Annotated in this window: 27 protein-coding genes, 1 pseudogene and 1 other annotated feature; of the genes and pseudogenes, 22 read left to right on the top strand and 6 right to left on the bottom strand. The window is 36.6% G+C overall.

Going from position 1 to position 26,276, the window contains the following annotated elements:
• Window positions 1-78: 78 nt before the first annotated feature.
• Window positions 79-567, bottom strand: coding sequence for a pyridoxamine 5'-phosphate oxidase family protein (locus ALLST_RS0105915; RefSeq protein WP_019893185.1), 489 nt, complete (start codon window positions 565-567; stop codon window positions 79-81).
• A 239-nt stretch (window positions 568-806) separates the two neighbouring features.
• Here ALLST_RS0105915 and ALLST_RS0105910 point away from each other — a divergent pair, with 239 nt between their 5' ends.
• From ALLST_RS0105910 to ALLST_RS0105875, 8 genes are all read left to right on the top strand, one after another.
• Window positions 807-1,619 (top strand): Cof-type HAD-IIB family hydrolase, encoded by an 813-nt coding sequence (locus tag ALLST_RS0105910; protein ID WP_019893184.1) that lies wholly within the window; start codon window positions 807-809, stop codon window positions 1,617-1,619.
• 166 nt (window positions 1,620-1,785) lie between these two features.
• Window positions 1,786-1,858: a sequence feature (ribosomal protein L21 leader region), on the top strand.
• Between the two features lie 15 nt (window positions 1,859-1,873).
• Complete coding sequence (gene rplU / locus ALLST_RS0105905; protein WP_019893183.1) at window positions 1,874-2,176, top strand: 50S ribosomal protein L21; 303 nt, start codon at window positions 1,874-1,876, stop codon at window positions 2,174-2,176.
• A gap of 7 nt (window positions 2,177-2,183) precedes the next feature.
• Window positions 2,184-2,492, top strand: coding sequence for a ribosomal-processing cysteine protease Prp (locus tag ALLST_RS10275; RefSeq protein WP_019893182.1), 309 nt, complete (start codon window positions 2,184-2,186; stop codon window positions 2,490-2,492).
• Between the two features lie 35 nt (window positions 2,493-2,527).
• Window positions 2,528-2,812, top strand: coding sequence for a 50S ribosomal protein L27 (gene rpmA / locus ALLST_RS0105895; protein WP_019893180.1), 285 nt, complete (start codon window positions 2,528-2,530; stop codon window positions 2,810-2,812).
• A gap of 142 nt (window positions 2,813-2,954) precedes the next feature.
• Window positions 2,955-4,238, top strand: a complete 1,284-nt coding sequence (gene obgE, locus ALLST_RS0105890; RefSeq protein ID WP_019893177.1) for a GTPase ObgE — start codon at window positions 2,955-2,957, stop codon at window positions 4,236-4,238.
• Between the two features lie 161 nt (window positions 4,239-4,399).
• The gene (locus tag ALLST_RS0105885; protein WP_019893176.1) at window positions 4,400-4,729 is read left to right on the top strand and encodes a DUF6442 family protein; all 330 of its coding nucleotides are present in this window, start codon (window positions 4,400-4,402) and stop codon (window positions 4,727-4,729) included.
• Window positions 4,726-4,932, top strand: a complete 207-nt coding sequence (locus ALLST_RS0105880) for a type II toxin-antitoxin system RelB family anti-toxin (RefSeq protein ID WP_019893175.1) — start codon at window positions 4,726-4,728, stop codon at window positions 4,930-4,932. Before ALLST_RS0105885 ends, ALLST_RS0105880 begins: the two co-directional genes overlap by 4 nt.
• A 9-nt stretch (window positions 4,933-4,941) precedes the next feature.
• Window positions 4,942-5,244, top strand: coding sequence for a DUF3784 domain-containing protein (locus ALLST_RS0105875; RefSeq protein WP_019893174.1), 303 nt, complete (start codon window positions 4,942-4,944; stop codon window positions 5,242-5,244).
• A 231-nt stretch (window positions 5,245-5,475) separates the two neighbouring features.
• On the opposite strand, the gene ALLST_RS0105870 is transcribed toward ALLST_RS0105875, so the two are convergent.
• Entirely contained in the window at window positions 5,476-6,147 is a 672-nt protein-coding gene (locus tag ALLST_RS0105870) for a DUF1648 domain-containing protein (protein WP_019893173.1), read from the bottom strand.
• 283 nt (window positions 6,148-6,430) lie between these two features.
• Between ALLST_RS0105870 and ALLST_RS0105865 the strand changes: the two genes are divergently transcribed.
• The gene (locus tag ALLST_RS0105865) at window positions 6,431-7,447 is read left to right on the top strand and encodes a glycosyltransferase family 2 protein (protein ID WP_019893172.1); all 1,017 of its coding nucleotides are present in this window, start codon (window positions 6,431-6,433) and stop codon (window positions 7,445-7,447) included.
• A complete protein-coding gene (locus ALLST_RS0105860) occupies window positions 7,444-8,220 on the top strand; it encodes an exodeoxyribonuclease III (protein ID WP_019893171.1) in 777 nt (258 codons plus the stop codon). The genes ALLST_RS0105865 and ALLST_RS0105860 overlap by 4 nt, the downstream gene beginning before the upstream one ends.
• A 314-nt stretch (window positions 8,221-8,534) precedes the next feature.
• Here ALLST_RS0105860 and ALLST_RS10830 read toward each other — a convergent pair.
• Together ALLST_RS10830 and serC are read right to left on the bottom strand one after the other, a co-directional pair.
• Window positions 8,535-9,680 (bottom strand): annotated as a pseudogene (locus ALLST_RS10830) (3-phosphoglycerate dehydrogenase family protein).
• A 17-nt stretch (window positions 9,681-9,697) separates the two neighbouring features.
• The gene (gene serC / locus ALLST_RS0105850; protein ID WP_019893167.1) at window positions 9,698-10,780 is read right to left on the bottom strand and encodes a 3-phosphoserine/phosphohydroxythreonine transaminase; all 1,083 of its coding nucleotides are present in this window, start codon (window positions 10,778-10,780) and stop codon (window positions 9,698-9,700) included.
• Window positions 10,781-11,159: 379 nt separating this feature from the next.
• On the opposite strand from serC, the gene ruvA reads away from it, so the two are divergent.
• The 11 genes from ruvA to ALLST_RS0105775 all read left to right on the top strand — a co-directional run bounded on the left by ruvA (window position 11,160) and on the right by ALLST_RS0105775 (window position 23,224).
• Entirely contained in the window at window positions 11,160-11,756 is a 597-nt protein-coding gene (gene ruvA / locus ALLST_RS0105840) for a Holliday junction branch migration protein RuvA (RefSeq protein WP_019893166.1), read from the top strand.
• Window positions 11,757-11,804: 48 nt separating this feature from the next.
• Complete coding sequence (ruvB, locus tag ALLST_RS0105835; protein WP_019893165.1) at window positions 11,805-12,851, top strand: Holliday junction branch migration DNA helicase RuvB; 1,047 nt, start codon at window positions 11,805-11,807, stop codon at window positions 12,849-12,851.
• 755 nt (window positions 12,852-13,606) lie between these two features.
• A complete protein-coding gene (locus tag ALLST_RS11780) occupies window positions 13,607-13,738 on the top strand; it encodes a hypothetical protein (RefSeq protein WP_281166749.1) in 132 nt (43 codons plus the stop codon).
• Between the two features lie 286 nt (window positions 13,739-14,024).
• Window positions 14,025-14,609, top strand: a complete 585-nt coding sequence (locus tag ALLST_RS10260) for a polymorphic toxin type 44 domain-containing protein (protein ID WP_019893161.1) — start codon at window positions 14,025-14,027, stop codon at window positions 14,607-14,609.
• Window positions 14,610-15,298: 689 nt separating this feature from the next.
• A complete protein-coding gene (locus ALLST_RS0105805; protein WP_019893160.1) occupies window positions 15,299-16,849 on the top strand; it encodes a single-stranded-DNA-specific exonuclease RecJ in 1,551 nt (516 codons plus the stop codon).
• 141 nt (window positions 16,850-16,990) lie between these two features.
• The gene (locus ALLST_RS0105800; protein ID WP_019893159.1) at window positions 16,991-17,512 is read left to right on the top strand and encodes an adenine phosphoribosyltransferase; all 522 of its coding nucleotides are present in this window, start codon (window positions 16,991-16,993) and stop codon (window positions 17,510-17,512) included.
• A gap of 371 nt (window positions 17,513-17,883) precedes the next feature.
• Window positions 17,884-20,091, top strand: a complete 2,208-nt coding sequence (locus ALLST_RS0105795) for a RelA/SpoT family protein (RefSeq protein WP_019893158.1) — start codon at window positions 17,884-17,886, stop codon at window positions 20,089-20,091.
• Window positions 20,092-20,643: 552 nt separating this feature from the next.
• Entirely contained in the window at window positions 20,644-21,390 is a 747-nt protein-coding gene (locus ALLST_RS0105790; protein ID WP_019893157.1) for a hypothetical protein, read from the top strand.
• Window positions 21,391-21,400: 10 nt separating this feature from the next.
• Window positions 21,401-21,589: a hypothetical protein gene (locus ALLST_RS0105785; RefSeq protein WP_019893156.1), complete on the top strand. Its 189-nt coding sequence runs from the start codon at window positions 21,401-21,403 to the stop codon at window positions 21,587-21,589.
• Between the two features lie 284 nt (window positions 21,590-21,873).
• Entirely contained in the window at window positions 21,874-22,368 is a 495-nt protein-coding gene (locus ALLST_RS0105780; protein WP_019893154.1) for a hypothetical protein, read from the top strand.
• Between the two features lie 364 nt (window positions 22,369-22,732).
• Window positions 22,733-23,224, top strand: coding sequence for a hypothetical protein (locus tag ALLST_RS0105775; RefSeq protein WP_019893153.1), 492 nt, complete (start codon window positions 22,733-22,735; stop codon window positions 23,222-23,224).
• A gap of 88 nt (window positions 23,225-23,312) precedes the next feature.
• On the opposite strand, the gene ALLST_RS0105770 is transcribed toward ALLST_RS0105775, so the two are convergent.
• Both ALLST_RS0105770 and ALLST_RS0105765 read right to left on the bottom strand, forming a co-directional pair.
• Window positions 23,313-23,900 (bottom strand): YdcF family protein, encoded by a 588-nt coding sequence (locus ALLST_RS0105770; RefSeq protein WP_156816572.1) that lies wholly within the window; start codon window positions 23,898-23,900, stop codon window positions 23,313-23,315.
• A gap of 67 nt (window positions 23,901-23,967) precedes the next feature.
• Window positions 23,968-24,999, bottom strand: coding sequence for a nucleotidyltransferase family protein (locus ALLST_RS0105765; RefSeq protein ID WP_019893151.1), 1,032 nt, complete (start codon window positions 24,997-24,999; stop codon window positions 23,968-23,970).
• 306 nt (window positions 25,000-25,305) lie between these two features.
• Here ALLST_RS0105765 and ALLST_RS0105760 point away from each other — a divergent pair, with 306 nt between their 5' ends.
• Complete coding sequence (locus ALLST_RS0105760) at window positions 25,306-25,977, top strand: peptidylprolyl isomerase (protein ID WP_019893149.1); 672 nt, start codon at window positions 25,306-25,308, stop codon at window positions 25,975-25,977.
• Window positions 25,978-26,276 lie beyond the last annotated feature (299 nt).

Genomic DNA, 26,276 nt, shown 5'->3' with positions numbered 1-26,276 from the left:
AAAGCGAATCCATAAAAGCACATTTATTTATGCTCAATGGATTCACTTTTTTATGAGTTTTATAGGATAGTGGATATTTTACTGTTTTAAAGCAAATTTTTTTGCTTGTTTTCCTGTGATATGCTCGATTTCAAATTGGATCAATTCAACGCGATCAAAACTAGGCAAAATGGCTTCTTTACGCTCTTGCATATTGAGTTGAGGATTAAAACGAGCAATGAAATGGTCGAGGACAGAATATTTGGTTTCTAAATCTTCAATGATGGAAATTTTGCCAAAAGCAATCACACTTTTGTAGTAAGTTGTGAGTTCTTCAGGAACTACTTGGTCTTGATCAACGACACAAAAAGAAGCTTTGTTGTAATGATGGAGCGCATCTATTTTATGACCAACTTTTGCGACATGGAAATAAAGTTTGTCACCTTCTTTGACATAGTTTAAAGGTAGACCATAAGGGTATCCATCTTCAGAAAAAAGAGAAAGTACGCCATAGGTATGTTTTTCTAAAATTTCATCTACTTCTTGGTCTTGAAGTTGTTGTTGAATGCGGCGCATCGGTTTAAACATTTGGGTCCTCCATAGTGTGTATTGAAATGTACTTTCGAGATGGATTTATGACAATAAAACAAAATCCGGATCTGAATTTGGTCTAGAAAAAATTATAGAACAGTTTGGCAATAGTGAATATAGACATGAGGTTTTCACTTGACTTTTGAGCAAAAAAGCAGAGTTGTTTTAGTTTTGATCAAGAAAATGAGTACAATTATGAAAAGGTTTATTGCAAATACAAATAAATGGAGGACGCTATGATTAAAGCAGCATTTTTTGATATCGATGGAACAATCCTTTCTCATAGTCAACGAAAAATTCCGGATTCAACACTCAAGGCAATCCATATGATGCAAGAAAATGGCATCAAAGTTTATATTGCGACAGGAAGACATCTTCTTGAAATCAATGAGCTAGATTTTAGAGATCTTCATTTTGATGGATATGTTGTATTAAATGGATCTTTATTATTAGATCAAGATCGTAATGTAGAAATGTGCATTCCTTTTGAAAAAGAGGATAAAGAGATTATGGTGCGCTTGTTTCAAGAAGAGCAATATGCTGTGATGCTTGTGACGATGGATGATTTTTACATGAATATCGTTACGCCACAGACATTCATTGCTTGTAAGGCGCTGAATCTTGAAATTCCCGATCCGAAACCTTGGCACGATCAAGAACTTGTGGGCGCTGTGGCTTATTTTACAGTGGAAGAAGAAGAAGCATTTCAAGAAAATTTAACAGATCATGTCGTTGTAGCAAGATGGAATCCCTATGGTGTTGATATAGCACCAGTATGTAAGGAACAAAGAGAACTTCATTTAGAAGGTAAACCGTATGGTTTATATTTAATGGGCAAAAAACATGGCTTTACTCAAGAAGAGATTATCGCATTTGGCGATTCACAAAATGATGAAAGTATGTTGCGCTATGCAAAAATTGGAGTAGCCATGGGCAATGCGACATCAGGTGCAAAAGCGGCAGCGGATTATATTACAGATGACATTGATGAACATGGAGTATGGAATGCAGCGGTTCATTTTGGTTTAATCGATGGCAAAAAAATGTAAAGAGCACAAATGTGATTTTGATCACTGATCTTTGTCTATTGCTCAATTCAAATACTGAGATAGGCGGTAAATGAGCAGGGTCAAAAAAGAGTTTTTTAAGATTTAACTAATTTTTTGGTTGACGAAAACTAGACAAATCATTAATATACTAATGTTGCAGTCTTTTTACGACTTGCAACCGCACAGAAAAGGCTTATAAGAGACAAGTGTCCGCCTTTATGGCGAGTATCAAGAATCGGAAAGGAGACACTAAAATGTACGCAATCATTGAAACCGGTGGAAAACAGATTAAAGTTGAAAACGGTTGCTCTATCTGGGTTGAAAAATTAAACGCTCAGGAAGGTGAAACTGTAGAATTCGACAAAGTTCTGTTTGTAGACGGAAAAGTTGGCAAACCTTTCGTTGAAGGTGCAAAAGTCAGCGGTGTAGTAGAAAAACAAGGTAAAGGAAAGAAAATCACTATCGTGAAATATCGTCCTAAAAAATCTTCTACACGCAGAAAACAGGGTCACAGACAGCCTTATACACGTGTTAAAATCGAATCCATCACTGCTTAATTAGAGTATGATTCGAATCAAAGTTCAGACGAAAGAGTCTGAGATCAATACGATTGAGATCAGCGGACATGCGATGTCTGGTCCATATGGCCAAGATTTAGTGTGTGCTGGTGTTTCGGCAATCGCATTGTCATCGCTTAATGCGATAGATGAGCTTTATCCAGATTGTTGTGAAATGTCTGCAAGTCAGAATAAAATTCTGATTCGCGTGATTCAAAATTCACCATCGATCCAAAATGTGTTAAATTTTCTATATACGCAGTTGGATATGATGATGCGATCATATCCTGATCACATCCAATTGGATAAACAATAAAACATTAATCGAACAGAAGAGAAAGAGGTATAATCATGAGATTCACAATGGACCTTCAGTTCTTCGCTTCCAAAAAAGGGGTAGGTTCGACAAAAAACGGACGTGACTCCCACTCCAAACGTTTAGGTGCCAAACTGGCTGATGGACAGAAATGTCTTGCTGGTTCCATCATCTACCGTCAGCGTGGAACAAAAATTCATCCTGGTAAAAATGTAGGCAGAGGCGGAGACGACACTTTGTTTGCAACTGTTGATGGCGTAGTTAAGTTCGAAAGACTTGGCCGTGACAGAAAACAGGTTTCAGTATATCCTGCTGAATAATCCGAATGATAAATAAGTCTGATCTTCCTAGACCAGGCTTTTTTTCTTGCATATAATTTTGTAGCTGCTTACAATGCAAAAAAGTAGCGATATAGATAAAATCGTAGTAGAACCTACGACAAATGAAAGAGAGGTATTGGACATGTTTGTGGATCAGGTAAAAGTTCATGTCAAAGCCGGAAAAGGTGGAGATGGACTAGTCTCATTTAAACACGAAAAATACGTTGCTAATGGTGGACCATTCGGCGGAGATGGTGGAGATGGCGGAAGCGTCATTTTTGAAGCCGATCCAGGCATGGTCACACTTCTTGACTTACGCTATCACCGTATTATTCGTGCGCAACCTGGAGAAAAAGGGAAAAACAAGCGCATGCATGGAGCGAATGCAGGCCATCAAATCGTTAAAGTCCCACTTGGAACTGTTGTAAAACGAATCGATAACGGGATGGTTTTAGCCGATTTAACAGAACCTCACCAAAGACAAGTTGTTGCGAAAGGTGGACGTGGAGGACGCGGAAATGCGCGTTTTAAATCAAGCCGTAACGTTGCGCCACGTTATGCTGAACCAGGTAAAGAGGGCGAAGAATTCGATGTAATGGTTGAACTTCGTACTTTAGCTGACGTTGGTTTAGTTGGCTATCCATCAGTAGGAAAATCAACATTATTAGATGCTGTCAGCCGCGCAAAACCAGAAATCGGGGATTACCCATTTACAACGCTTGCGCCTAATGTTGGTGTTGTGCAAGTTCCAGATGGAAGAAGTTTCGTAATGGCCGACCTTCCTGGACTCATTGATGGAGCAAGTGAAGGAAAAGGACTTGGTTTACAGTTCTTAAAACATATCGAAAGATGCCGTGTCATTATCCATGTAATCGATATGGGGGCACAAGATGGACGTGATCCAGTACAAGATTACGCCAACATTAATTCTGAGTTGGAAAAATATCATCTGCGCTTATTAGAACGTCCACAAATCGTTGTGGCGAATAAAATGGATGAAGAACATGCACAAGAAAATCTAGAACGTTTTAAAGAAGCTTATCCAGATCTAGAAGTATTTGAAACGACAACGATTATTCATGAAGGTTTAGCCCCAGTTTTATACAAAGCGGCAGATCTTCTAGCAACGACTCCAATCTTCCCAATCTTAGATGAAAAAGAAGAAGCGGAAGGCGTTACTTATACATTCCAAGAAAAAGAAAAACCATACACGATTGAAGAAGTCGAACCAGGTCGCTTTAGCGTATATGGACCATTAATTCGTAAAAACTTCAATATCGACAAACTGAATACAGATGAAGATTTCTACAACTTCGCTAACCAGATGCGTTTCTTAGGAATCGACCAACACTTACGTGAGGCTGGATGTCAAGATGGCGACATCGTCGAATTAGAAGGATTTGAATTCGAATTTATCGAAAACTAAATTGAATCAAACAAGACAGAGTGGAAACAAAACCCTCTGTCTTTTTTTCTTTACTTTTGAAATTGAATCTTTTTAACAAAAGCAAAATGAATAGAGTTGACAAGTATACTTGGCAAGAGATATATTAAATGCGCCAATAAAACTTGGCAAAAGGAGGTTATATGAACAAAGAAGAGATCTTATCGGCGAGTCGAAAAGAGAATGGCGACAAAGATTTAGTAGAACTTGAAGTCGCTAAGCGTGCTGGACATTATGCGTTAAGAGTAGGCGCAACGGTTTGTTGTGTCCTCTCACTTCTTTCGCTTTGGATTGCAGATGCATTTATTTATAGTCCATGGGTCATTTATTTTAGTTTACTGGCAACGAATTGGTTTGTTCGTCATAGACAAATGAAAACAAGAAGTGATTATGTTTTATCCATTACATTTTTATCTTTAGCATTAGCTGCTTTGGCAGGATTTGTCGCACGTTTAATTGAGGTGGCGCCATGAATGAAGAATTAGTTTTAAAAAATCATTTAAAAGAAATCCGTATGAAGGCCAATCTTTCGCAAGCCCAACTTGCCAAAATGGTTGGGGTATCGAGAAATACGATTAGTTCTATTGAAACGGGACAATTTAATCCAACAGCTAAATTAGCTTTGGTGCTTTGCATCGCATTGGATAAGAAATTTGAAGACTTGTTTTATTTTTAGGAGGATTATATGGGAGATTTAGGATTACTCATTGTTGGCGTGTTCATCATCGTCATTGGCATCACAAATATGACAGGGAATATCAGTACAATTCACGGGTATAATCGCCGCAAAGTAACTGAAGAAGATCGTCCACGATATGGAAAAGTTATGGGGTTTGGAACAGTAGTGATTGGGCTAGGACTTGTATTGGCTTATTTCATGACGTTTTGGAATCAAGATTACGTGCAGTATGTTTTGATTTCATCTTGTGTGATTGGTTTATGCTTAATATTTTACGCGCAGATGAAATACAACAAAGGAATCTTTTAAAAAAGTTTTGCGTCTAATCACGCAAAATTTTTTTATGAGTAATAAGGGAACGAAGATTAGAAGTATAGTTCTAAACAAGATTTTTTCAGGTCAATCCCCTTTTTTTGAAATTATTCAATTGATGTAGAAAAAGGAAAATGGGTTTAGTTATGGCGAATATAAAAAGTAGCGAAAATCTAGAAAAGGGATTTTTCGCTACTTGCGTTGTATAAAAAATCGCTTGATAAAAGTTTATTCAATATTGGCTTCATTGTCTTTTGCGATTTTCCAGGTTGCAAAAATATCGACAATCAACTGGAGGATGATTACTGCAAATACCCATAAAAACAAATTTAATCCGTTAGTCATAAAACAAATCAGTAAAATGGCAATGCCGGTCACGATAAATGAATAGCCACCAAATATTTGACTTTTTAACCAAGTGGTTTCGTTTTTCATGCTCCATTGTGTTCGTAAACCGAGGGAATGATTCATCTTTACTTTAGGCATTTGTTGACCTAGAAAGATCAATCCAAACCCGAGTGTGCCGAAAATGAGTTGGTAGAGATCGATGGGGACAGAATTCAAATTAGCAATGGATTTGAAGTCTGTATAGAGAAAAAATAAAGTCATGACATTGAATATAAGCAATGCGACAATCCCTGCCAATAAGCAGACTTCTTCGTTTTGTTGGCCATTTTCCAGATCCTTTGAACTCAACTTGGCGATTCCAAGCAAAAATAATCCAACAAAAAGGGCTATACAAGGAAAAAACAAAGTTTCATATTTTGATCCCCAGCGCGTCACTTCATTGTTCAAATTATAATGCGCAGGAATTTGTTCGGGTAAAAACGGGAGTGTAAGGCAGACTACGATTAAAGGGAAAACCATCAAAATAAAATAGATCAACTTTTTCTTTTTCATAACGTGTTACCTTTCTGTTCATAATTATCATTATTATAAATCAATACAATAAAAGAATCGAATAGAATAGAAGTCATCAATGGGACACTAAGATTCAATTTTAGATTATGATCGTGGATGAATTCAAAAGAGAGTTAGAATTGATTCTCTTTTGAAAATGCATCTAGATCGAATCCTACAAGCAAAAGTTTATAAATCGTGATACCATCTTAAAGAATTATGGAATAAAGAATTCGTTGAGAAGATAAACTCAATGTGAATATTTGAGAAATTGGAGGGAAAGATGGCGAAAGTAAGTATTATTGTGCCTTGTCATAACGAACAAGAAATGATTCCCATCCTCTATGAGGCATTAGATCACGAATCTAAACAACTGAGTGATTATGAATTTGAATTTTTGCTTGTGGATGATGGATCTCGGGATCGGACAATGGAAGAAATTCGAAAAGTTGCCGAAAAAGATCCAAGAGTGCACTATATCTCTTTTTCAAGAAACTTTGGAAAAGAAGGGGCGATGTATGCAGGATTAAAAAATGCGCAGGGCGATTATTGCGTCATTATGGATGCGGATTTACAAGATCCCCCGGCTCTTTTAAAACAGATGATTGATGCGATTGAAATTGAAGGGTATGACTCTTGTGCGACTAGACGAGTAACGAGAGCTGGAGAACCACCGATTCGTTCCTTTTTTGCTCGCCAATTTTATAAGTTGATGAATAAAGCATCAGATGTCGATATGGTGGATGGTGCTCGTGATTATCGAATGATGACCCGTCCATTTGTGAATGCCATTTTACAAATGGGCGAATATAACCGCTTTTCCAAAGGAATATTTGGATGGGTTGGTTTTAAGACAAAATGGCTTGAATATGAAAATGTTGAGCGAGTAGCCGGAGAAACGAAGTGGTCGTTTTGGAAATTGTTTAAATATGCGATTAGTGGAATCGTTTCTTTTTCAACTGTGCCTTTACAATTTGCCTCGGCATTTGGAATGCTGTTATCGGTTGTTTCTTTCTTCGCGATTATATTTATTGTCGTTCGCAAAATGATGTTTGGCGATCCGGTTGCAGGATGGCCAAGTACAATTTGCATCATTATGTTAATTGGTGGTATACAACTTCTTTCCATTGGTATTTTAGGTCAATATGTATCGCGAACGTACATGGAAGTGAAAGAACGTCCGATCTATTTATGTCGTGAAGCAAATTTTGATTTAAAAGATGAAAAACAAATGCCATTGATCGCAACAGCACCTAGCCAAAAAAGCAATTCAAAATCGCATGATGGAGGGATAGGATGAGACTTTTAACTTGGAATATTAATGGTTATCGTGCAATCCAAAAGAAAGGTCTAGAAGACATTTTAGGGATGCTTGATTTAAGTGTTGCTTGTTTTCAAGAAATCAAAGCTTTACCTGAACAAATTGAAATGGATCCTTATCTCTTTGATCAAGTGTTCATCAATTCCGCAAAACGAAAAGGTTATTCGGGAACGATGATCGCAAGTATCATCAAACCAAAACAAGTCACTTATGGTTTAGGTGTAGAAGAATTAGATCAAGAAGGACGCGTCATTACAGCAATCTTTGATGGCTTTGCATTAGTGACCGTGTATACGCCAAATGCCCAAGATGGTTTGAAGCGAATTGAATTTCGTCAACAATGGGATGAAGCTTTTGGTCAACATTTGCGTCGATTGGGTTGTCCAGTTTTGGTTTGCGGTGATTTTAACGTCGCTCGTACTGAGCTCGATATTTATAATGAAGCAGCCGGGAAGAATAGCCCTGGATATTCAATTCAAGAACGGCAGGGATTTGAAGCGCATTTAATGCCTTATTTTAAAGATGTATTTCGCGAACTGCATCCGCAAACTCGCCAATATACGTGGTGGTCTTATTACAGCCGGGCAAGAGAGCGCAATGATGGATGGCGCATCGATTATTGGCTAGCTTCTCCTGAACTCATGCCTTATATTCGCGAAATTACAATTTTAGACGATATTTATGGCAGTGATCATTGCCCGATTTTACTTGATTTCGATGAAGTCGCTTTTCGAAAAGCAAACCAACAATAAATATTGTTTTTGTTTTATAGGATAAAAAATAGCCCGATGGATTATACCGCAAAGTTTTCCATCGGGTTTTTTGATTAGTAAAGCGTCATTGAGAAAGTTACATGTCTAGCCAACTCATGTTGTGAGTTGTATTGAGTAAGTGAGTAGGGAAAATGATGAGTTTTGAGTGGAGGAGTATTTAGAATTTTTTTTGGGGGGACACTCTATTCGTGAGTATGCATATTCCCACAAAAAACTGTAGGCGTAATGTTTGTGGGAGTGTTTGTTTTTGCGACGCTTAACTTATCTTATACGATTGAGCTTATGACTCATGCTTATTTTTTGAATAAGTTGATGCGCATGACTTGTTGCAGATGGGCAATCGCATCTAATGATTCTTGAGTAGGAGCAGTATCTAGATCCAAAATTGTATAGGCAATGTTGCCACGAGATTTATTCATTAAGTTTTCAATGTTGGCATCGTCTTTGGACAAAATGTCGGTAATTCGCGAAAGCATTTTTGGAGTGTTGGTGTGGATGACCCCAACGCGGTATGGAGAACGCATGTCCAAAGAAACATTAGGCAGATTCACAGAGTTGATGATGTTTCCTTCTTCTAAATAAGCACGAATTTCTTGTGCAGCAGCAACAGCACAATTTTCTTCAGATTCTTCAGAACTTGCGCCTAAATGTGGTAAAGCGATGACTTTTTCATGGCCAGCGAGTTTACCATCAGGAAAGTCTGTCACATATAAAGCAACTTTCCCTGAATCTAATGCTTCTAAAATAGCATCATCATCGACTAAACCACCACGGGCAAAGTTAAGAATTTTAACGCCGTCTTTCATGTGGGCGATTGCTTCTTTATTGATTAATCCTTTTGTGGAATCTAATAAAGGTAAGTGCAAAGAAATAAAATCAGAGTTGGCAAATAAATCGTTGAGATCAACTTTATGTTCAACCCAACGGCTAAGTTTCCATGCTGAATCGACAGAAAGATAAGGGTCATATCCCAAAACGTTCATATCTAAATGTAAAGCCGTATTGGCAACTTTGCTGCCAATTGCGCCTAAGCCAACAACGCCGAGTGTTTTGCCAGCAATTTCATGACCCGCATATTTCTTTTTTTGCTTCTCTACATCTTTTGTTAACGTTTCGCTTCCTTTTTGGGTGTTGACCCATTCAATTCCATGATAGAGATCGCGACTTGCCAGTAATAATCCGGCAATAACGAGTTCTTTTACGGCATTAGCATTTGCACCTGGGGTGTTAAAAACAACGATCCCTTTTTCTGTGCAAGCCTATAAATCGATATTGTTGACACCCGCACCAGCTCGCGCAATTGCTTTTAAGTTATCATTGTAAGGATAGTCGTGTAGATCAGCAGACCGAACGATAATCGCATCTGGGTTTTCTGCTTTTTCTTGGCATTGATAGTTTTGATCGAATACTGCCAAGCCTTTGGGGGCAATGACGTTCATTAAAGAAATTTTATTCATTATGCATTTTCCTCTTCAAATTTTTTCATAAAATCAACTAAAGCTTGGACACCTTCTAATGGCATTGCGTTATAAATAGAAGCACGCATACCACCAACAGAGCGGTGACCTTTAATGTTTACAAAGCCAGCTTCCTTTGCTTGGGCAATAAATTTTTTATCTAAATCAGCATTCCCTGTGACAAAAGGAATATTGACGTAAGAACGGTCTTCTTTTGCGACGGGGTTAGAGAATAATTGGGAGTGATCTAAATAGTCGTAGAGCAGAGAAGCTTTTTTATGGTTAATTTTTTCCATTTCAGCTAATCCACCGATTTCTTCTTCTAACCATTTGCAGACGAGTCCGACCATATAAATTCCATAAGTTGGTGGCGTGTTGTACATGGAGTCATTGTCTACATAAGTTTTATAGTCGAGCATTGCCGACGGGATATCATCGCGTTGTTCATCCAATAAATCTTTTTTAATAAAGACAACGGTGACACCAGCTGGACCAAGATTTTTTTGAGCACCCGCAAAGATGAGGTCGTATTGGGTCACATCAAGTGGTTCGGTAAAGATGCAGCTAGATAAATCGGCAATTAAACGTTTTCCTTCATGAGGAGGAAGTTGTTTATATTTCGTACCGTAAATCGTGTTGTTTTCACAAATATAAACATAATCCGTATCGGGATCGAGATCATCTTGAGTGATCTTTGGAATATAAGAGAATGTTGCATCACTGCTATCTCCAGCAATATGCACACGTCCTAATTTTTCCGTTTCTTTAATCGCTTTTTTTGTCCATTGACCCGTGTTGATGATGTCAGCACCATGTTGATTGAAGTTCATCGGGATCATGGAGAATTGTAAGTTTCCTCCACCTTGTAAAAACAGAATTTCATATTCTTCTGGGATATTGGCTAAACGACGCATCGTATCTTTTGTATCTTTAAGGATGGATTCAAAATCGTAAGATCGATGTGACATTTCCATAACGCTCATTCCTGAGCCATTTGCGTTTAGCATTTCTTCTGCTGCTTTTTTTAAAACAGATTCTGGCATACAGGCTGGTCCTGCAGAAAAGTTATAAATCTTACTCATTGTTGTATCTCCTATCTTATTTGAATTTGCATTACTGTTCATAAATTATCGACGATTGAACTCCAAACGTAGACAATTCCGAATGTAATACAAAAGTTATATCACTCAAATTTAAAAATTACGGAAGAATTAAGTTAGTTCGATAAAAAATGTACAAGAAGAGTTCGAAAAAATGAGAAAAACGGAAATTTGCTTACAGAAAATAATGAAAATACATGAAAGTTCATTGAAAATCACGCAGCAAACTCGTTGCGCTTTTATACGTTTCTTTTGTTATAATCAATATCGAATTGTTTTGTCGACAGATCAGACATTCGATCCTCATTTTGATCAGTACAAGAAGGCATGAACAAAATGAATTAAAAAAGGAGATTCAACCATGATCGCTTATTTATCAGGAACAGTACTGACCAAACGAAAAGATTGCATTGTTCTTTTAGTTGGCCAAGTTGGCTATGATGTCTATGTAAATCGGCCATCCAAATATCAACGAAATGAACAAGTGGAATTATTTACTTACCACCAATTCAAAGAAGATGGTCAATATTTATACGGCTTTGAAACAGAAGAGGAATATGAATTATTTACCTCATTGATCCAAGTTAAAGGATTAGGCTGCAAAAGTGTATTGAATATGCTTGGGGCAATGGATTGTCAAACGATCATCACGGCGATTGAAAAAGAAGATACAGGAACACTTAAAAAACTGCCGGGAATTGGCGCAAAAACAGCAGGACAAATGATCTTGGATTTAAAAGGAAAAATCATGATCGAAACAACGCTACCAAGTCAAAGCAAAGGAAAAACTGTCGACTTGCCAGTTTGGGATGAAGTCAGTGAAGCATTATTGACTCTTGGTTATAAGCAGGCCGAAATTAATACGATTGAATTGAGTGCAGATCAGATTGAAAAAGGTAATGTGAACGATCTGCTTCGTCATTGTTTGAAAATCCTTGCTAAAAATAAGCGTTTCTAAATGACAATAAATCATAAAAGATAAAGTAATCAAGAAAGGAAGACTTGCATGGCAGAAGAGCGGATCTTAGATGCACAAAAAAGCGAGTTTGAAGGGGAAGATAGCGAACAAGCAATTCGTCCTCAATCTCTGAAAGAATATATTGGTCAAGATGCATTAAAAGCCAATTTAAATGTATATATACAAGCGGCACGGTCACGCAATGAAGTACTGGATCATGTTTTATTATATGGACCTCCAGGACTAGGAAAAACGACATTGGCGATGATTATTGCCAATGAGATGAAAGGCAATTTAGTGACCGCAAGTGGTCCAGCAATCCAACGAAGTGGGGATTTAGCGGCAATTTTATCGACCTTAGAAGCAGGTGACGTCTTATTTATTGATGAAATTCACCGCATCCCTCGCCAAATTGAAGAAATTCTCTACCCCGCAATGGAAGATTTCTTTTTAGATATCGTTGTCGGTAAAGAAGGAACAACAGCGCATTCCATTCGCTTACCTTTACCGCCATTTACACTTGTTGGGGCAACAACACGTGCTGGAGATTTATCGGCGCCACTACGCGATCGCTTTGGGATTGTATCAGCCTTGGAGTTTTATACCACGCAAGAACTTGAAAAGATTGTTTCAAGAACAGCATCAATTTTAGGTTGTGAAATGGAAGATGAAGCGGTTCATGAAGTTGCATTGCGTTCTCGTGGTACACCACGAATTGCCAATCGCATGTTACGAAGAATTCGTGATTTTGCGCAAGTGTATAACGATGGGTTAGTGACCAAAGAAGTAGCTCAAGATTCTTTAAGACGATTGAGCATTGATGAACTTGGTTTAGATCAGGTGGACCGCAAATTTTTAGAGGGCATCATTTATCGTTTCAATGGAGGACCTGTTGGTCTTGAATCTTTAGCTAGTTCAATCGGGGAAGATGCGACTACTTTAGAAGATATGTATGAACCATATTTATTACAAATTGGTTTAATCAATAGAACACCACGAGGGCGAATGGTAACTGCCAAGGCTTATCAACATTTAAATATTCCCGTTCCAGAATCATATGCCCAATCGATTACGAATCAAGAAGAACAAAACTAAAACCAGCATGGATCTAAATTATAGTTGGGATGGTTTGGATACTTTGATTTTTAACAAACATGAAATCGGAAGAATCCTTTTAGTCAATACTCGAAAGAGTAAATTCGAGAAAAGACTAAAAGGATTTTTTTTTTGAGTTTTGATATATCCAGATGGAAAAGTGGTGCATGTCTGGAAAAACTACATTAAAAACGATTGCTTCTACAATCAGTCTATCTAAATATTCAGATTTGGTCTTAGATAAAAATGTAAAGAAGTTACTAGTATCTAAAATCATCCTATGAAAAACTCTGAAATATATAATGAAAGCGCTTTTTCTTTTAGTTGAATTTATTTACAATAGAAATGTAAATAAAACACAGAGCTTATTAAATAAATTTGATCTACATAATCATAATTAGATTTTAAATTGGTGATAATGAGTTTGCCAATCAACTTGTTATGAATATTAGAGCTCAATCCATCGAATATGTTGAGTTTGTTGGATCCATATTATCAAGGATTTACACCTCATTTCGTTGTCGGAGTGGGATATGATGCAAATGAAAATTTGCATTACAGCGACCCAAATAAAGATAGAGACTATCTAAGAACTGTTTCACAATCAACGATGATTCAAGCTTTGAATGGTAATGGAGGATATTACGTTTATTAAATCTAAAATGATGGGATTCTGTTTATTGGTTCGTAATGAGGTGTCGGTATGAAAAAAACTGAATCTATTATTCGCTATTGCTTTGCTATTCAGCGGTTGTGTGACAAATCAAGATATAAATGATCAGGCTGGTTCTACAGAAAGTGTCAATAGTGCCGCAACGGAACAAGATCATGAAGAGGTGGCACCAACAATTGATCACACTAGCATGAATTATGAAATTGAAGAATAGGCAATTCCCGAAGAATTTAAAGCAGAAAACTACAAATTTGAAATTGTATGGGAGCGATAAACAGATGGAAAATGTAAAGAATGAAAAATATGTTATTTGTCCATGTTGCAATCAAGAGGTTTACAAAGATGTGATAACATGCCCGTTTTGCAAGTTTGGTATTATGGCGTGGCTTGAGGGTTGAGGGAGCAATTGACGAAAATGGAGAACCCGTAAAAGATAAGTCGAAGTAAAATTCACTTTTATCTAATCCATTGGAAAAAATAAAGAGTTTGTCCCTGTAAACATGGGGAAGATTGATACGCATATAGATGGGAGGAATATTGACATAAATCAGCTAAATATCCTAAATAAATTTGTAAGCAAAATTAATTATTTAGTTGATTTAAATGTTTTAAAAGTGGATTCCGATTTGTCGTTTACCATACTCCATGCGCCAGAAGCTCCTTTTAGACCAATGCCTGCAGCAGAAACGATTGATTTAATGACTGAATGTAGAGCACATGCGGCAGAATTAAGATCTGTGTATGACAATGCAGTTTTTGGTACTGCAACAGTTGTAGCGGGGACATACTTTGCTCAGAGAGTAAAAGGTGGAGGTATTTGGGATTATAAAGCATATTTGGGATTAAATACTCAATATTTTGAAACAGAATTACGAGCAACAATGACGGGAGAAACTATAGGGAATTTCCATTATGGATATGTAGGAAGTGAGATATTTGGACCGAATACTTTGAAGGCAGCAGCTGGAATTGTTCAAATTACTTCTGGAACAACAAAACTAGAGTGGTTTTCATCATATTTTGATGATCCTAAAGATCAGGCTGATATTCAGTGGGGAATTAATGTCTATAATAGAAATAACTAACCTAAAGTGTGAATGGGTATGAAATATTTATATAGAACATTAATTTTTATTGTATTATACGTAATTTTTCTGTTTACGAAAATCGATGATTTTTGGCGGGTCTGCATATTTTTATTGCTATTGGTGATTCAAGCTATGAATACCGCTTTACAAATATCTCAACTACGAAAAGATAATGAAAATGTCTTAGTGAAAGTGATCACGACTATATTAAATATCATTGTCTTTGGTATATGCATGTTATTTGCTATTACAATGTATTTTGTATATTAAAATACAAGTTTTCCACCAGACTAAACTATACATGTGATACCTTATCTTAAGCTTTTTTTGAGCTTAACGTCGATATTGGACGCTAAGGGGTGAAAATGGCATTTGCCTCGCAAATACTATCTAAATAGGAACAAACGCGGAAGAACATTTGGATTTTATTTTTGATGTTAGATTAGGCGGCCGAATGGATTAAATATAAAATAGGTGAGAATTTGATTGGGTGCAATATTCTTTGTGAAGTTGAATTCACTTGGTTCTCGCCTTTATTAGTGTGTGTCTTTTACGAATTGAGGGATTTATCTTACACTCTATTATTTTCAAATATTTACAGATGCTTCAAGTACGTAGATATAGATGAACAAAAAGAATCTAAAATGAAATTTGAATGAAAAATAGAGTCCTTTATAATGAGATGTATGACAAATTTGAGCAAATTTATTCAAAAAGTCCTCTCTGCAATTTCTCCAGATGAAGACTTAATCGATGAAATTTTACATCCTCGTGATTTATATCCAGTATCGCAAAGCGAATGTATTCAATCGTTTAAACAGCGCATTCAACAAGCGTTAGATCAGAAAGAAAAAGTGTTGATTGCTGGTGACTACGATTGTGATGGCATTATGTCCACAACGATTTTACATGAAGGATTATCACAACTTGGTTTAGAGTGTGGCTATTATATCCCTGATCGTATTCAAGAAGGATATGGCTTATCCGAAAAAACAGTACAAATGGCTTATGATAAAGGTTATTCGCTGATTATTACTTGTGATAATGGCGTGAAAGCGAAAGATGCATTACAAAAAGCTAAAGAATTAAAAATGAGCGTCATTGTGACGGATCACCATATTCTTCCTGAAACAGTTGAATGTGAAGTTTTAGTGCATCCTGATTTATTAGAACCTTGCTTTTCGAGTTTGTGTGGAGCAGGTGTCGCTTTTGAGTGCATGAGAGCATTGAATGTGATCAGTGATGAGTTCGTTGAGTATGCTGCCATTGCCTCCATTGCCGATTGTATGCGAGTTGGTGGACAGACGCGAAGTATTATTCAAAAAGGATTGGCTTTAATGAATGAAAAAGGAAATATTCATTTTGATCCATTTATTACGCGCCATCCGATTAATGAACGTGATGCAGCGTTTCAAATTGCGCCCAAGATCAATGCTGTGGGTCGTTTGTCCAATATTGCCAATGTGAACACGTTTGTGCGTTATATGGAATGTCAGTCCGCGCCTCAAGTGGCTGCTTATGCGCAATCTGTAAATCAGATCAACAATAAGCGAAAAGAGTTATCCAATTTTGTTTATGGCAAAGCACAAGTGCTGATTAATCCGATGCATTCGGTTTTATTTGCGGCAGACGAACAATTTCCAGAAGGAATTATTGGTTTGGCAGCGGGGAATCTTTGTTCCCAATATGGAAAACCAGCAATTGTCGGGACAATCAATCCTGATGGGATTAAATGTTCTATGCGCGCCCCAAAAGGATTTAATTGCGTTGAGTTTTTAGCTGACTTTGATGGCTTTTTGCAGCATGGTGGACATGAACAAGCAGCAGGAATGACGGTTGATCCAACTCGCTATGAAGACTTTAAATCTTATTTAATTGAGAAAGGTCATCACTATAAGTGGCAAGCACAAGAAGAAACGTTAGTGGAAATCGAACCGGATGAAATTAATGTTGACAATGTGCGTTCATTAGATGCTTTTCGTCCATTTGGCCAAGGTTTTGAATTACCTCGTTTTATTTTGCGTGATCCCCTCGTTATTCGTAGTTTTGATCTCAGTCAAGGGGTACATCGTAAATTTGTTTTTGCGAATGGTGTTGAAGCGATTCACTTCAATCAAAGCCAACAAGATGCCCATACCCCTTTTGAACAAATCGAAGCGCTGATCGGTACCGTGAACTTATCGAGCTATCGACGCGAAAAAGCAGAATTCTTGATTGATGAAATTATCTATAAATAAGGAATAGAATGACCAAAAACGCGACAAAATTGATAGAGGTCGTTTTTCCAGAGCTAAAGTAGTATAGAATAGAGAATGCGTTTTTCGTTTTATAGATTTAAATTGAAAAGAACGTATTTATTGAAGGAGAAATCATTCATCATGGATTTAAAAACAATTATTGAAAGTATTCCTGGTTATCCAAAAGAAGGAATTATCTTTCGTGATATCACACCAGTCCTTGCTAATCCAGAAGCATTAGCGCAAACAGCTCAACAAATTGCCGACTTTGCTAAAGAAGTAGGAGCAACACATGTTTTAGCGCCTGAAGCACGTGGCTTTATGTTTGGTATTCCAGCAGCCATTGCAGCTCAATTACCTTTTGTTCCAGTACGTAAACCAGGTAAATTACCACGTGCAGTCATTGAAGAAACTTATGAATTAGAGTATGGTGTTGACCGTTTACAAATGCATGCAGATGCGTTAACAAAAGATAGCAAAGTTTTAATTGTTGATGATTTATTAGCAACAGGTGGAACGGTTAAAGCAATCTCAAACTTGGTAAAACGTTGTGATAGCCAAGTTGTTGGTTATGCGTTTGTTGTTGAGTTAGATGACTTGCATGGTCGTAACAAACTCGATGATGCACCAGTATTAAGCTTAGTTCATTACGAAGGTGAATAAGCCTATTTTTTATAGAAGAAAATTAATCGATTTTAATCCAATAATCCTGTTATACGAATGGATCTAATTTAGGGCATTCTAAATAACAGGATTTTTTGTCTTTTGTTTTAGATTGGTTTTGTTTTTTGTCAATAAACAAAAAGAACATGCATTATATGTTGTATTTTGGGATAGAAATGATTAAATTGTAAAAAAATACCTCGTTTTTTTGTGTGCTCAAAAACACAGTGTTTTTATTGTTGATCGAGTCATCACAATATAAAATATGAAAAAAACGAGAATTTTTTGTAGTTTAAAGTAAAGAAATCAATACATGTCATTTGCGTACTCAATGATTTGATGGACCGTAAAACAGAAAGGGGACCTCAATTATGCCGGACAAAAAAAGTGTAACGATGGATCAATGTATGGAAAATATCCGAACTTATATTAAAAAGCCGGAGAATCTTGAACTCATCGAAAAAGCATACCAATTTGCTCTGAAAGCACATGAAGGGCAATTCAGAAAATCAGGTGAACCTTATGTCATCCACGTCATTCAAGTGGCGAATATTTTAGCAGAACTGCATTGTTCACCAAAAACAATCACAGCGGGCTTACTCCACGATACGGTAGAAGACTGTGATGGAGTTTGTTACGACACGATCGTTAATGAATTTTCCAGTGAAATTGCAGATCTTGTCGAAGCAGTTACAAAAATTGGGAAAATTAATTCACAATTTAAAGACGAAAAAGAATATCAAGCAAGTAACCACCGCAAGATTTTTATTGCGATGGCCAAAGATATTCGCGTAATTTTGATTAAACTTGCCGACCGTTTACATAACATGCGAACGCTTGAATACCAATCTCCGGCAAAACAACAGAAAATTGCTAAAGAAACGCTTCAAGTTTATGCGCCAATTGCGCACCGTTTAGGGATTTCTAAAGTGAAAAATGAGCTAGAAGACCTTTCTTTTAAATACTTATATCCAACACAATACGAAATGATCAAAGGCATGGTTGCTGAACGTGTCAGTGAACGTAATGCTCAAGTTCGAGAAATGATCACGGATATTGAATATATTCTAGATGGATTCCATATCCCTTATCGCATCTTTGGTCGTTCTAAACATTTCTACTCCATCTATAAAAAAATGATGAGTAAACATAAACGATTCGAAGAAATCCTCGACATGCAGGCAATTCGTATCGTTACTGATTCGATTACCCATTGTTATGAAATTTTAGGTTACATCCATGCGACCTACAAACCAATTCCAGGTCGTTTTAAAGACTATATTGCGATGCCAAAATCCAATATGTATCAGTCTTTGCATACCACAGTCATTTCGAGTACAGATGGAAGTATCTTTGAAATCCAAATCCGAACAGAAGAAATGGATTCCATTGCGGAAAAAGGGGTTGCTGCCCATTGGTTGTATAAAGAAAATGGTAAAGGTAGCGATGAAAGCAATATTAAAGAAATGGAAGATAAACTCTCGTGGTTTAGAGATTTCTCGATCATCACGGATGAAGATAGTGAAGACCCATTAGAATACATGTCGACAGTTCAAAAAGATATTTTTGAAGCGAATGTATATTGCTTTACTCCGCGGGGAAAAGTGATCGCTCTGCCTTCTGGATCGACACCAATCGACTTTGCGTACCGCATTCATACTGAAGTAGGAAACCATACGACAGGAGCAGTAGTCAATAGCGCTATTGTGCCTTTAAATACACCTTTAAAAACCGGGGATGTTGTCAAAATTTTGACGAGTAAAACATCATCCGGCCCATCCCGTGACTGGATTAAAATTGTTAAATCTGCTCATGCGCGAAATAAGATTCGTTCTTATTTCCAAAAAATCGACTTAAAAGATCGTCGTGAGATGATTAAACAAGGCGAATTGATGCTTGAACATGCATTAAAAGAAAATTCGATGGACGAACTTGCAAAATACACCAAACGAATTGAAGGAATGCTGCCATCGTTTTCTTATCACAACACAGAAGATTTATATGCAGCAATTGGTTCAAAACGAATCCCAGTGCAAGTGATTATCGACCGTCTTGCAACAACGAAAGCAGCATCTGACGATAATGCGGAAATTATTAAGTTGTATTCAAAAAATGGAAATCGTGGTAAACCAAGCGCTTGTGGCGTCATTGTTACAGGTGTTGATACGATCCAAGTGTCTTTAGCACCATGTTGTAGCCCAATTCCAGGAGATGAGATTGTTGGTTATGTGTCCAAAGGACGTGGCGTTAAAGTGCATCGCAAAGATTGTCCAAATATTGCACGAGAACAAGAACGTTTAATTCCTGTTTCATGGGCAGAAGAAATTGAGGATAATAGTTATTTAGTTCATTTACAAATTGAATCGGAAGACCGCAACTATTTGTTGTCCGATTTGGTTACTGTTCTTCAACAAAATGCGATTGGAATCAAAGGAATTTCTTCTAACGTGAATAACGATTCTTTAACCGCGACAACCAAAATTGACATCACTGTGCGCAATGGACAAATGCTTGAAAAGCTGATCGCTAACTTGAAAAAAGTTCATTCCGTCAATGAAGTCATTCGCACGATTCAATAAAATAAAATTCATCAACAAGAAGAGAATGCTTGAAATTAGGCATTCTCTTTTTAAGTGCTGCGGCGAGCATGACACGCATCTAGTGGGTGAAAGTTCGAATACAGTCATTATCGTCAGAGGAAAGGGAATCGACCATACTTGATCAACTCTCTTTATTAACATTTAATAAGAACTAAAAAATTACTTGAACCATCACATATTCCTGTGTAGGTGTTGTGAGATGAAAAAACAGTACTAATCAGTCACTTCTTTACTCGATTGTTCTACTGAATAAAAAATTAACAGAGAAAAAAGTACACTCTCTTCCAAGGGTGTGCTTGGATGTTGATACATTATTTTTTACATACAATCGTTATGTTTAATGTTTATGATTGCTGAAAATGTCGATGATGTAGATCGTATTTTATTATTATAATATATTTTTGGTGATTGCATAAGACTAACATAAAAAAATAATATGTTTTACAATTAAAGTAGAAATAGGGAGATGTGATAACCATGGGAAAGTATACTGCGTATATGTGAAATTTAGTTTAGAAAGGAGATATACTTATGAAAAAACTAATTAACATAATTCTAATTTTTTCGATAACGTTTTTATGTATTCCTACATCCTCAATTAACGCTAACGAGTTTGAGGGAAATAAATACGACCATTTGAGCCAAAAAGAAATAGAACTATTATATGAGATTTACGAAATCGATCCTAATTTTTCTTACGAAGGGGAGCTTGTTGCGATTACAAAAACAGTTCAAGTTTTAGAAACTGAAGAAGAATATTTAAAAAATTATGATGGTGTATTAACAAAAGGTGCAATAGGTTCCAATGAAATGTCAATTTATGTTACTGCATCAAGAGTACCGGAGTCTGGAAAGGATACTTTCAATATAACCGCTACTGCTACATGGAAAATGGTTCCTGCATTTAGAATGCAAGATGCATTCGCTCTTGCATGGGCAGATAATTTTGCTCTTATTTCTTCAAGTGCTACAGCTTCATATAAAAGCATTGGGGTTGCCGCAGGAAAAACTAATTTAATCTCTCAATCCCCAAATCAAGGTGTAGGATATTCTGTGGAATGCAGTGATTATTATGGACAAGCGTTAGAATGGGTAAGAATTAATGCCAAAATTTCTAAAAATGACAGTAGTGGCATTGCTAATGTCAGTTCTTCATATTGTCATAGAAAGGCATCGGTGGGTGGAATCGGCGTAAGTTTTGGCCCTGGTGCAGGTATTTCTTTCAATGTTACTGGATTTGAAGATCAAATGGCGAATTACACTACTTTCAATTATTGAGAGGCAAGCTATGTTTGAATCTGTAAAAAAATTTATTATTACATGTACGATAATTTATATCATTTTGGCGATTGCTACAAGCTGGTTATTAGCAATCCCTGGTAATGATTTGATAGGTGGAACCTTGACTTATTTTGGGTTTGTTATTTTATCTTCCGTGATCTTGCATCTATCAAAATCAAAAAATAATGAAGAATAGTTAACTATAATTCAGGTGTAGCAATGGCAGGAACTTAAGGTAAACTCCTTGAGTTGCTGCCTTTTTTCAGTTCCATGAAAAACAGAGTGTTGTCCATGATTGAATCGTGCAATCGAATTCTTGTTATTTGATGAGATAGAGAAAAAACGGTCATGCCAACAGACATAACCGCTAAAGAAGTTAGCGTTTTTTATATTGCTTGTAGCGCTTACGAGTTATAATTAAAGTGTTTAAAGTAGTTTTAAGTGATTGGGATTATTCGATAATCTGGAAAGGAAAAGTATATGAAACACTTAAAAACAATTTCTGCTTTACTCATTGGAGCAGCTTTATTTGTTGGATGTTCAAATAATGCAACTGTACCTAGTGTCTCTAAAACAGTATCAAAAAGCTGTTCGACTGAATTGGGCGCAATGAAAATGAAATTTACAATTAGTGCGTCAAGCAAAGATGCCAAAATTGATCACGTTCAAACTGGAATTGAAATGCCGTTTTCAGTTATTAAGGAATTAGCGGGAATGACGGATGTTTCTGATGAGGAATTCAAAGCGACGGCTCAACAAGATGCCGAAATTTATAAACAATCAGTGGCATCTGAATTTGACGTTGATGTGGAATCTGTGGAAGCTGAATTTACCGAAGACAGCATAAAACTTTCAGTTGATATTGATGACATGGATCAATTCTATGAAATCGCAGATCTTCCAGAAGATACTGAATTAATCTTTAAAGATGTAGTTGAAAAGTTAGAAGCTCAAGAAGGACTAACTTGCGAATAAAAAACCAAATTAAATCTAAACACAATCAATAATTGATCAAAAACTTCTCAAATCAATCTTGACCAGCTTCCGATCTATTGAACACGTCAAATTCAAAAAATCGTGTTCATTCCGTCAATGAAATCATTCGTACGATTCAATAAAATATAATTCATCAATAAGAAAGGGATGCTAGTGAAAAGCATTCCTTTTATTTTTCGGTGAATAAAAAGAACAGGCTTAGAATTATTTGAAGGTGAAATGAAAAAAATATGTATTTTTTTGTGTATTTTTATTTCATTATGAGCGCTTACAAGTTATAGTGGATTTAAGAAAATCACGATAAGTGATCAGGATTACTCCATTTCCAAGAAAGGAAAAAACAATGAAAAATTTTAAATCAATCTCAGCTTTATTGATCGGAGCAACCCTATTGGTAGGATGTTCAAACAATGCCCCAGTATCCAAAACTGTATCGACAAGTTGCGCTACGGAATTAGACGGAATGAAAGTCGCATTTACAATTACTGCACCAAGTGAAGATGCCGAAATCGATAGCATGACATGTGAATTCGAAATGCCATATTCGACAATCCGTGATTTATCTGGAGTAGCAGGTGCTGAACTAACCGATGAAGATGTCAAATTAGCAGTCAAACAAAATGAATCAGTCTATAAAGAAGCTATTGGATCGATGTTAAATGTTGAAGCAGATTCGATTAAATCAGAAATGACAGAAGAAAGTTTAAAACTCTCGATTGAACTCGAGGATTTCTCCAAAATTTTAGAAGTTGCTGAACTTCCAGAAGATACAAAATTAGTTTATAAAGATTTAGTAGAAGGTTTTGAAACTCAAGAAGGCCTTACTTGCGAATAAAATCCAAATAATCAATTCCAATAAAATGATCATATTCAAAATAAAACTGCTCGAATCGATCGGATAGATTAGATCGTCGAGCAGTTTTTTAACGAGTGTTCTGTAATGATTTTTTTAGTTCGATAAAACAATAGAGCAAGCGTGAACGAGCTTCTAAAATTAGTTTTTTGAACGTGAAGTCAGGATAGCTCGCAACGCAATAATTCGGGAAGAAATTGGCGGCAATTGCACTGGCTCTTCTTGCATGCATCGAGCCAGTGATGATTTCAATAGGGGCATCTTTGATCATTTGTTGGACAAATTTTAAATTTTCCCACGTATTTTTGGCTTGCGTTTCTAAAAGTAAAGGAATATTGGGATTTTGTTCTTGGATCCATTTGGCCATGACTTCAGCTTCTACATATTCATTTTGGACAGCGGATCCGGATAAAATGAGCGTTTTAAAACGACCGCGATCATACTCCTTTAAAGCGAATTGGCAACGTCCAAGTTGGGAGTTGGACATGCTTCCATCATCATGAGCAGCACAACCAAGGACTAATCCATATTCATAAGGAGTGTCTTTTGGTTTTTTAATTGGGGGTAAGTAATGACGATAGATCATAACACATGTTCCAATTAGAGCAGCAAGGCCGATCCATCGTTTTGTTTTGTTGTGGGGATTTTGTTTCATCATCAATTCTCCTTTCGCACAAGAAGTATTTTGATTTTTGGTTGATCCACTCGATGAAATTGCGATTTTCTTATTCGTGTTCAACGACGACTTTCCAAGGTTTTGTCTTTGGCGAAATCAAAGAATATAAACGGTGTTCTTTGAGATGCCATTTTTGTAAGTGAGTGGGCAATTGGTTGAATTTGCTTGCCATGGGTGTTTCTTTTGGCAAAGACTTAATCCAATTGCGACCAATTGTATTCATGCCAAGGATTTGCATTTCAAAAAAAGAGGGGTGTTCTTTCACTTCTGTTTTAGAAATTTGTAGCAAAATCATAAAGCAAGTTCTTTGAATCCGCGCTTTAGAATAAGTTTTCGTTACTGCCGCATTTAAGAAGTCTTCCCAACGATCATGCAAAAGGGCACATTGAATTAAGCGATGTTCAATTCCTTCTTCGACTAAGAAAATTTGACTCAGCACTTTTGGATCATTCTCTAAAAGTTGATAACGCAAAAAAGGGTAATAGGAAGACCAATTTTGCTGAGGTTCGAATAAATGATCTTCAACTTGCTCTATTCCGGAAAAATAGTCTGCTCTGGTTTGAGTAGCGGATTTGAGCGATTGATCGCGTAAAATCGGATAGGGCTTGATATTAAAGTTTTCACACCAACGAATATATTGGATGGCGAGAATATCGTTTGGTTGTAAGTCGAGATCGAACTTGGCCGCATTTCGGGCGAGTGATGTAGAGGGATCAACGTTTAAGAGTTGAATTTGTTTGGCTTTTTGTTGAAGGGTATGCAAATTGGCACTTTCTGATCCAAAGCATAGAATATTGACTTGAGCGCTCGATAAAGCTTCGATCGCATAACGAGCAAAATAATCCGCACTTTGCATGGCATAAACGCTTGGTAAAGCGATCACTAGATCAGCACCAGCTTCGAGTGCCAGTTTTGTTTTTGTTTCGACATTTTCTAAGGAAGGAAGACCTCGAGAAGAAAAATAAGTAGATAGAACAACGATTAAAACATCGGGATGAAGTTGTTCTTTGATGGTTTGAAGTAAATAACGATGCCCATCATGCATCGGATTGAATTCAGCAATCACACCTGCAATAATCATGCTTTCAGTCTATCAAACAATCGAAGACTTCGATTCATTTTAAATCATAAATTCAAGATAAACCGAAAGTGAAGATGCTAATCGACAAGCTATTTAAGTGTAAAAGGAAAGGGAGAACTTTTTAAAATCACGAAGAGAATAGTGAATTCTTTGTGTTTTTGAAACGAAAACGGTGTAAAAGCGAAGTGGATAGTTTAATGTAATGAAGACAAACGCAACTAAAGCGGATTTTGTTCAATGACAAAATGAAAAAAGCAGATTCAAGCGAATACTGAGGCTTGAAGTATTTTTAGAAGGTGAAAAATTATGAATCAAATGAAAGTTAAAACAGGAGCAATCTTGCTTTTAAGTTCGATGTTGTTTGTTGCATGTTCTAACTCAACAAATGCAACATCATCTACACAAAGCAAAGCGGACTTGGAATCGACAACAACGCAAACAACTCAAGCAAAAGCAGATCATAGCGAACCGGGACAAACGCAATATGAAGCAGTGATCAAGATGAAAGACTATGATCAACCTATTGTCTTTACGATGGATGAAGGGATTGCGCCAGAAACTGTTGAAAACTTCGTAAAACTTGCCCAATCTGGTTTCTATGATGGATTGACGATGCATCGCATTATGGAAGGCTTCATGATTCAAGGTGGCGATCCAACTGGAACTGGAACGGGCGGAAGCTCTCATTTAATTACGGGAGAATTTGCCGCTAATGGATTTGATAACAGTCTAAAACATGTTCGTGGAACGGTTTCGATGGCAAGAAGCAATGATCCAGATTCAGCAAGCTCACAATTTTTTATTATGCAAGCGGATAATGAATCATTAGATGGAAATTATGCTGCATTTGGAACGGTAACTTCCGGTATGGAAGTCGTTGATCAAATTGCCCAAAAAGCAGAACCAACGGATAACAACGGAACGATTGAAGCGGACCAACAACCAGTAATTGAATCAATTACTGTGACTCAAAAATAGAACGAAAAAGACAAGAAACAAAATCCAAAGAAGGTTTCTTTGTGATTTTATTTATGAATATAGAAAAAGTTAGTTTTAAAATATGCATGGAAGGAAACGGACTCGATAAAAAATTTGCTATGATGGAGTTGATATTCAAATGAATATCAATTCTTAGATAAAGAGATCGAAAATTGTCATTTTGCAATTTGAATACAGGCGATATTTGTTGGCCGATTTTTAAGATTCTTTGCACATTTTGATGACATGATTTCTTTGTTTGACATTTGCAAACAGCATGCATATAATATCAAATGCTA

This window comes from Allobaculum stercoricanis DSM 13633 (genome assembly GCF_000384195.1).
GTDB classification, from domain to species: Bacteria; Bacillota_I; Bacilli_A; order Erysipelotrichales; family Erysipelotrichaceae; genus Allobaculum; species Allobaculum stercoricanis.
The sequence above is the reverse complement of the archived record's forward strand: the minus strand, read 5'-3'. Positions and strand labels throughout refer to the sequence as shown.

Bases quoted from the DNA above. Each gene is read 5' to 3' on its own strand.
- ALLST_RS0105870 (WP_019893173.1), bottom strand. From the start codon at position 6,147: ATGAAAAAGAAAAAGTTGATCTATTTTATTTTGATGGTTTTCCCTTTA.
- ALLST_RS0105780 (WP_019893154.1), top strand. From the start codon at position 21,874: ATGAAACACTTAAAAACAATTTCTGCTTTACTCATTGGAGCAGCTTTA.
- ALLST_RS10260 (WP_019893161.1), top strand. From the start codon at position 14,025: ATGGGGAAGATTGATACGCATATAGATGGGAGGAATATTGACATAAAT.
- ALLST_RS0105800 (WP_019893159.1), top strand. From the start codon at position 16,991: ATGGATTTAAAAACAATTATTGAAAGTATTCCTGGTTATCCAAAAGAA.
- obgE (WP_019893177.1), top strand. From the start codon at position 2,955: ATGTTTGTGGATCAGGTAAAAGTTCATGTCAAAGCCGGAAAAGGTGGA.
- ALLST_RS0105910 (WP_019893184.1), top strand. From the start codon at position 807: ATGATTAAAGCAGCATTTTTTGATATCGATGGAACAATCCTTTCTCAT.
- ALLST_RS0105795 (WP_019893158.1), top strand. From the start codon at position 17,884: ATGCCGGACAAAAAAAGTGTAACGATGGATCAATGTATGGAAAATATC.
- ALLST_RS0105770 (WP_156816572.1), bottom strand. From the start codon at position 23,900: ATGATGAAACAAAATCCCCACAACAAAACAAAACGATGGATCGGCCTT.
- ALLST_RS0105760 (WP_019893149.1), top strand. From the start codon at position 25,306: ATGAATCAAATGAAAGTTAAAACAGGAGCAATCTTGCTTTTAAGTTCG.
- ALLST_RS0105805 (WP_019893160.1), top strand. From the start codon at position 15,299: ATGACAAATTTGAGCAAATTTATTCAAAAAGTCCTCTCTGCAATTTCT.
- ruvA (WP_019893166.1), top strand. From the start codon at position 11,160: ATGATCGCTTATTTATCAGGAACAGTACTGACCAAACGAAAAGATTGC.
- ALLST_RS0105875 (WP_019893174.1), top strand. From the start codon at position 4,942: ATGGGAGATTTAGGATTACTCATTGTTGGCGTGTTCATCATCGTCATT.
- ALLST_RS10275 (WP_019893182.1), top strand. From the start codon at position 2,184: ATGATTCGAATCAAAGTTCAGACGAAAGAGTCTGAGATCAATACGATT.
- ALLST_RS0105785 (WP_019893156.1), top strand. From the start codon at position 21,401: ATGTTTGAATCTGTAAAAAAATTTATTATTACATGTACGATAATTTAT.
- rpmA (WP_019893180.1), top strand. From the start codon at position 2,528: ATGAGATTCACAATGGACCTTCAGTTCTTCGCTTCCAAAAAAGGGGTA.
- ALLST_RS0105915 (WP_019893185.1), bottom strand. From the start codon at position 567: ATGTTTAAACCGATGCGCCGCATTCAACAACAACTTCAAGACCAAGAA.
- ALLST_RS0105880 (WP_019893175.1), top strand. From the start codon at position 4,726: ATGAATGAAGAATTAGTTTTAAAAAATCATTTAAAAGAAATCCGTATG.
- rplU (WP_019893183.1), top strand. From the start codon at position 1,874: ATGTACGCAATCATTGAAACCGGTGGAAAACAGATTAAAGTTGAAAAC.
- serC (WP_019893167.1), bottom strand. From the start codon at position 10,780: ATGAGTAAGATTTATAACTTTTCTGCAGGACCAGCCTGTATGCCAGAA.
- ALLST_RS0105790 (WP_019893157.1), top strand. From the start codon at position 20,644: ATGAAAAAACTAATTAACATAATTCTAATTTTTTCGATAACGTTTTTA.
- ALLST_RS0105885 (WP_019893176.1), top strand. From the start codon at position 4,400: ATGAACAAAGAAGAGATCTTATCGGCGAGTCGAAAAGAGAATGGCGAC.
- ALLST_RS0105775 (WP_019893153.1), top strand. From the start codon at position 22,733: ATGAAAAATTTTAAATCAATCTCAGCTTTATTGATCGGAGCAACCCTA.
- ALLST_RS0105765 (WP_019893151.1), bottom strand. From the start codon at position 24,999: ATGATTATTGCAGGTGTGATTGCTGAATTCAATCCGATGCATGATGGG.
- ruvB (WP_019893165.1), top strand. From the start codon at position 11,805: ATGGCAGAAGAGCGGATCTTAGATGCACAAAAAAGCGAGTTTGAAGGG.
- ALLST_RS0105865 (WP_019893172.1), top strand. From the start codon at position 6,431: ATGGCGAAAGTAAGTATTATTGTGCCTTGTCATAACGAACAAGAAATG.
- ALLST_RS0105860 (WP_019893171.1), top strand. From the start codon at position 7,444: ATGAGACTTTTAACTTGGAATATTAATGGTTATCGTGCAATCCAAAAG.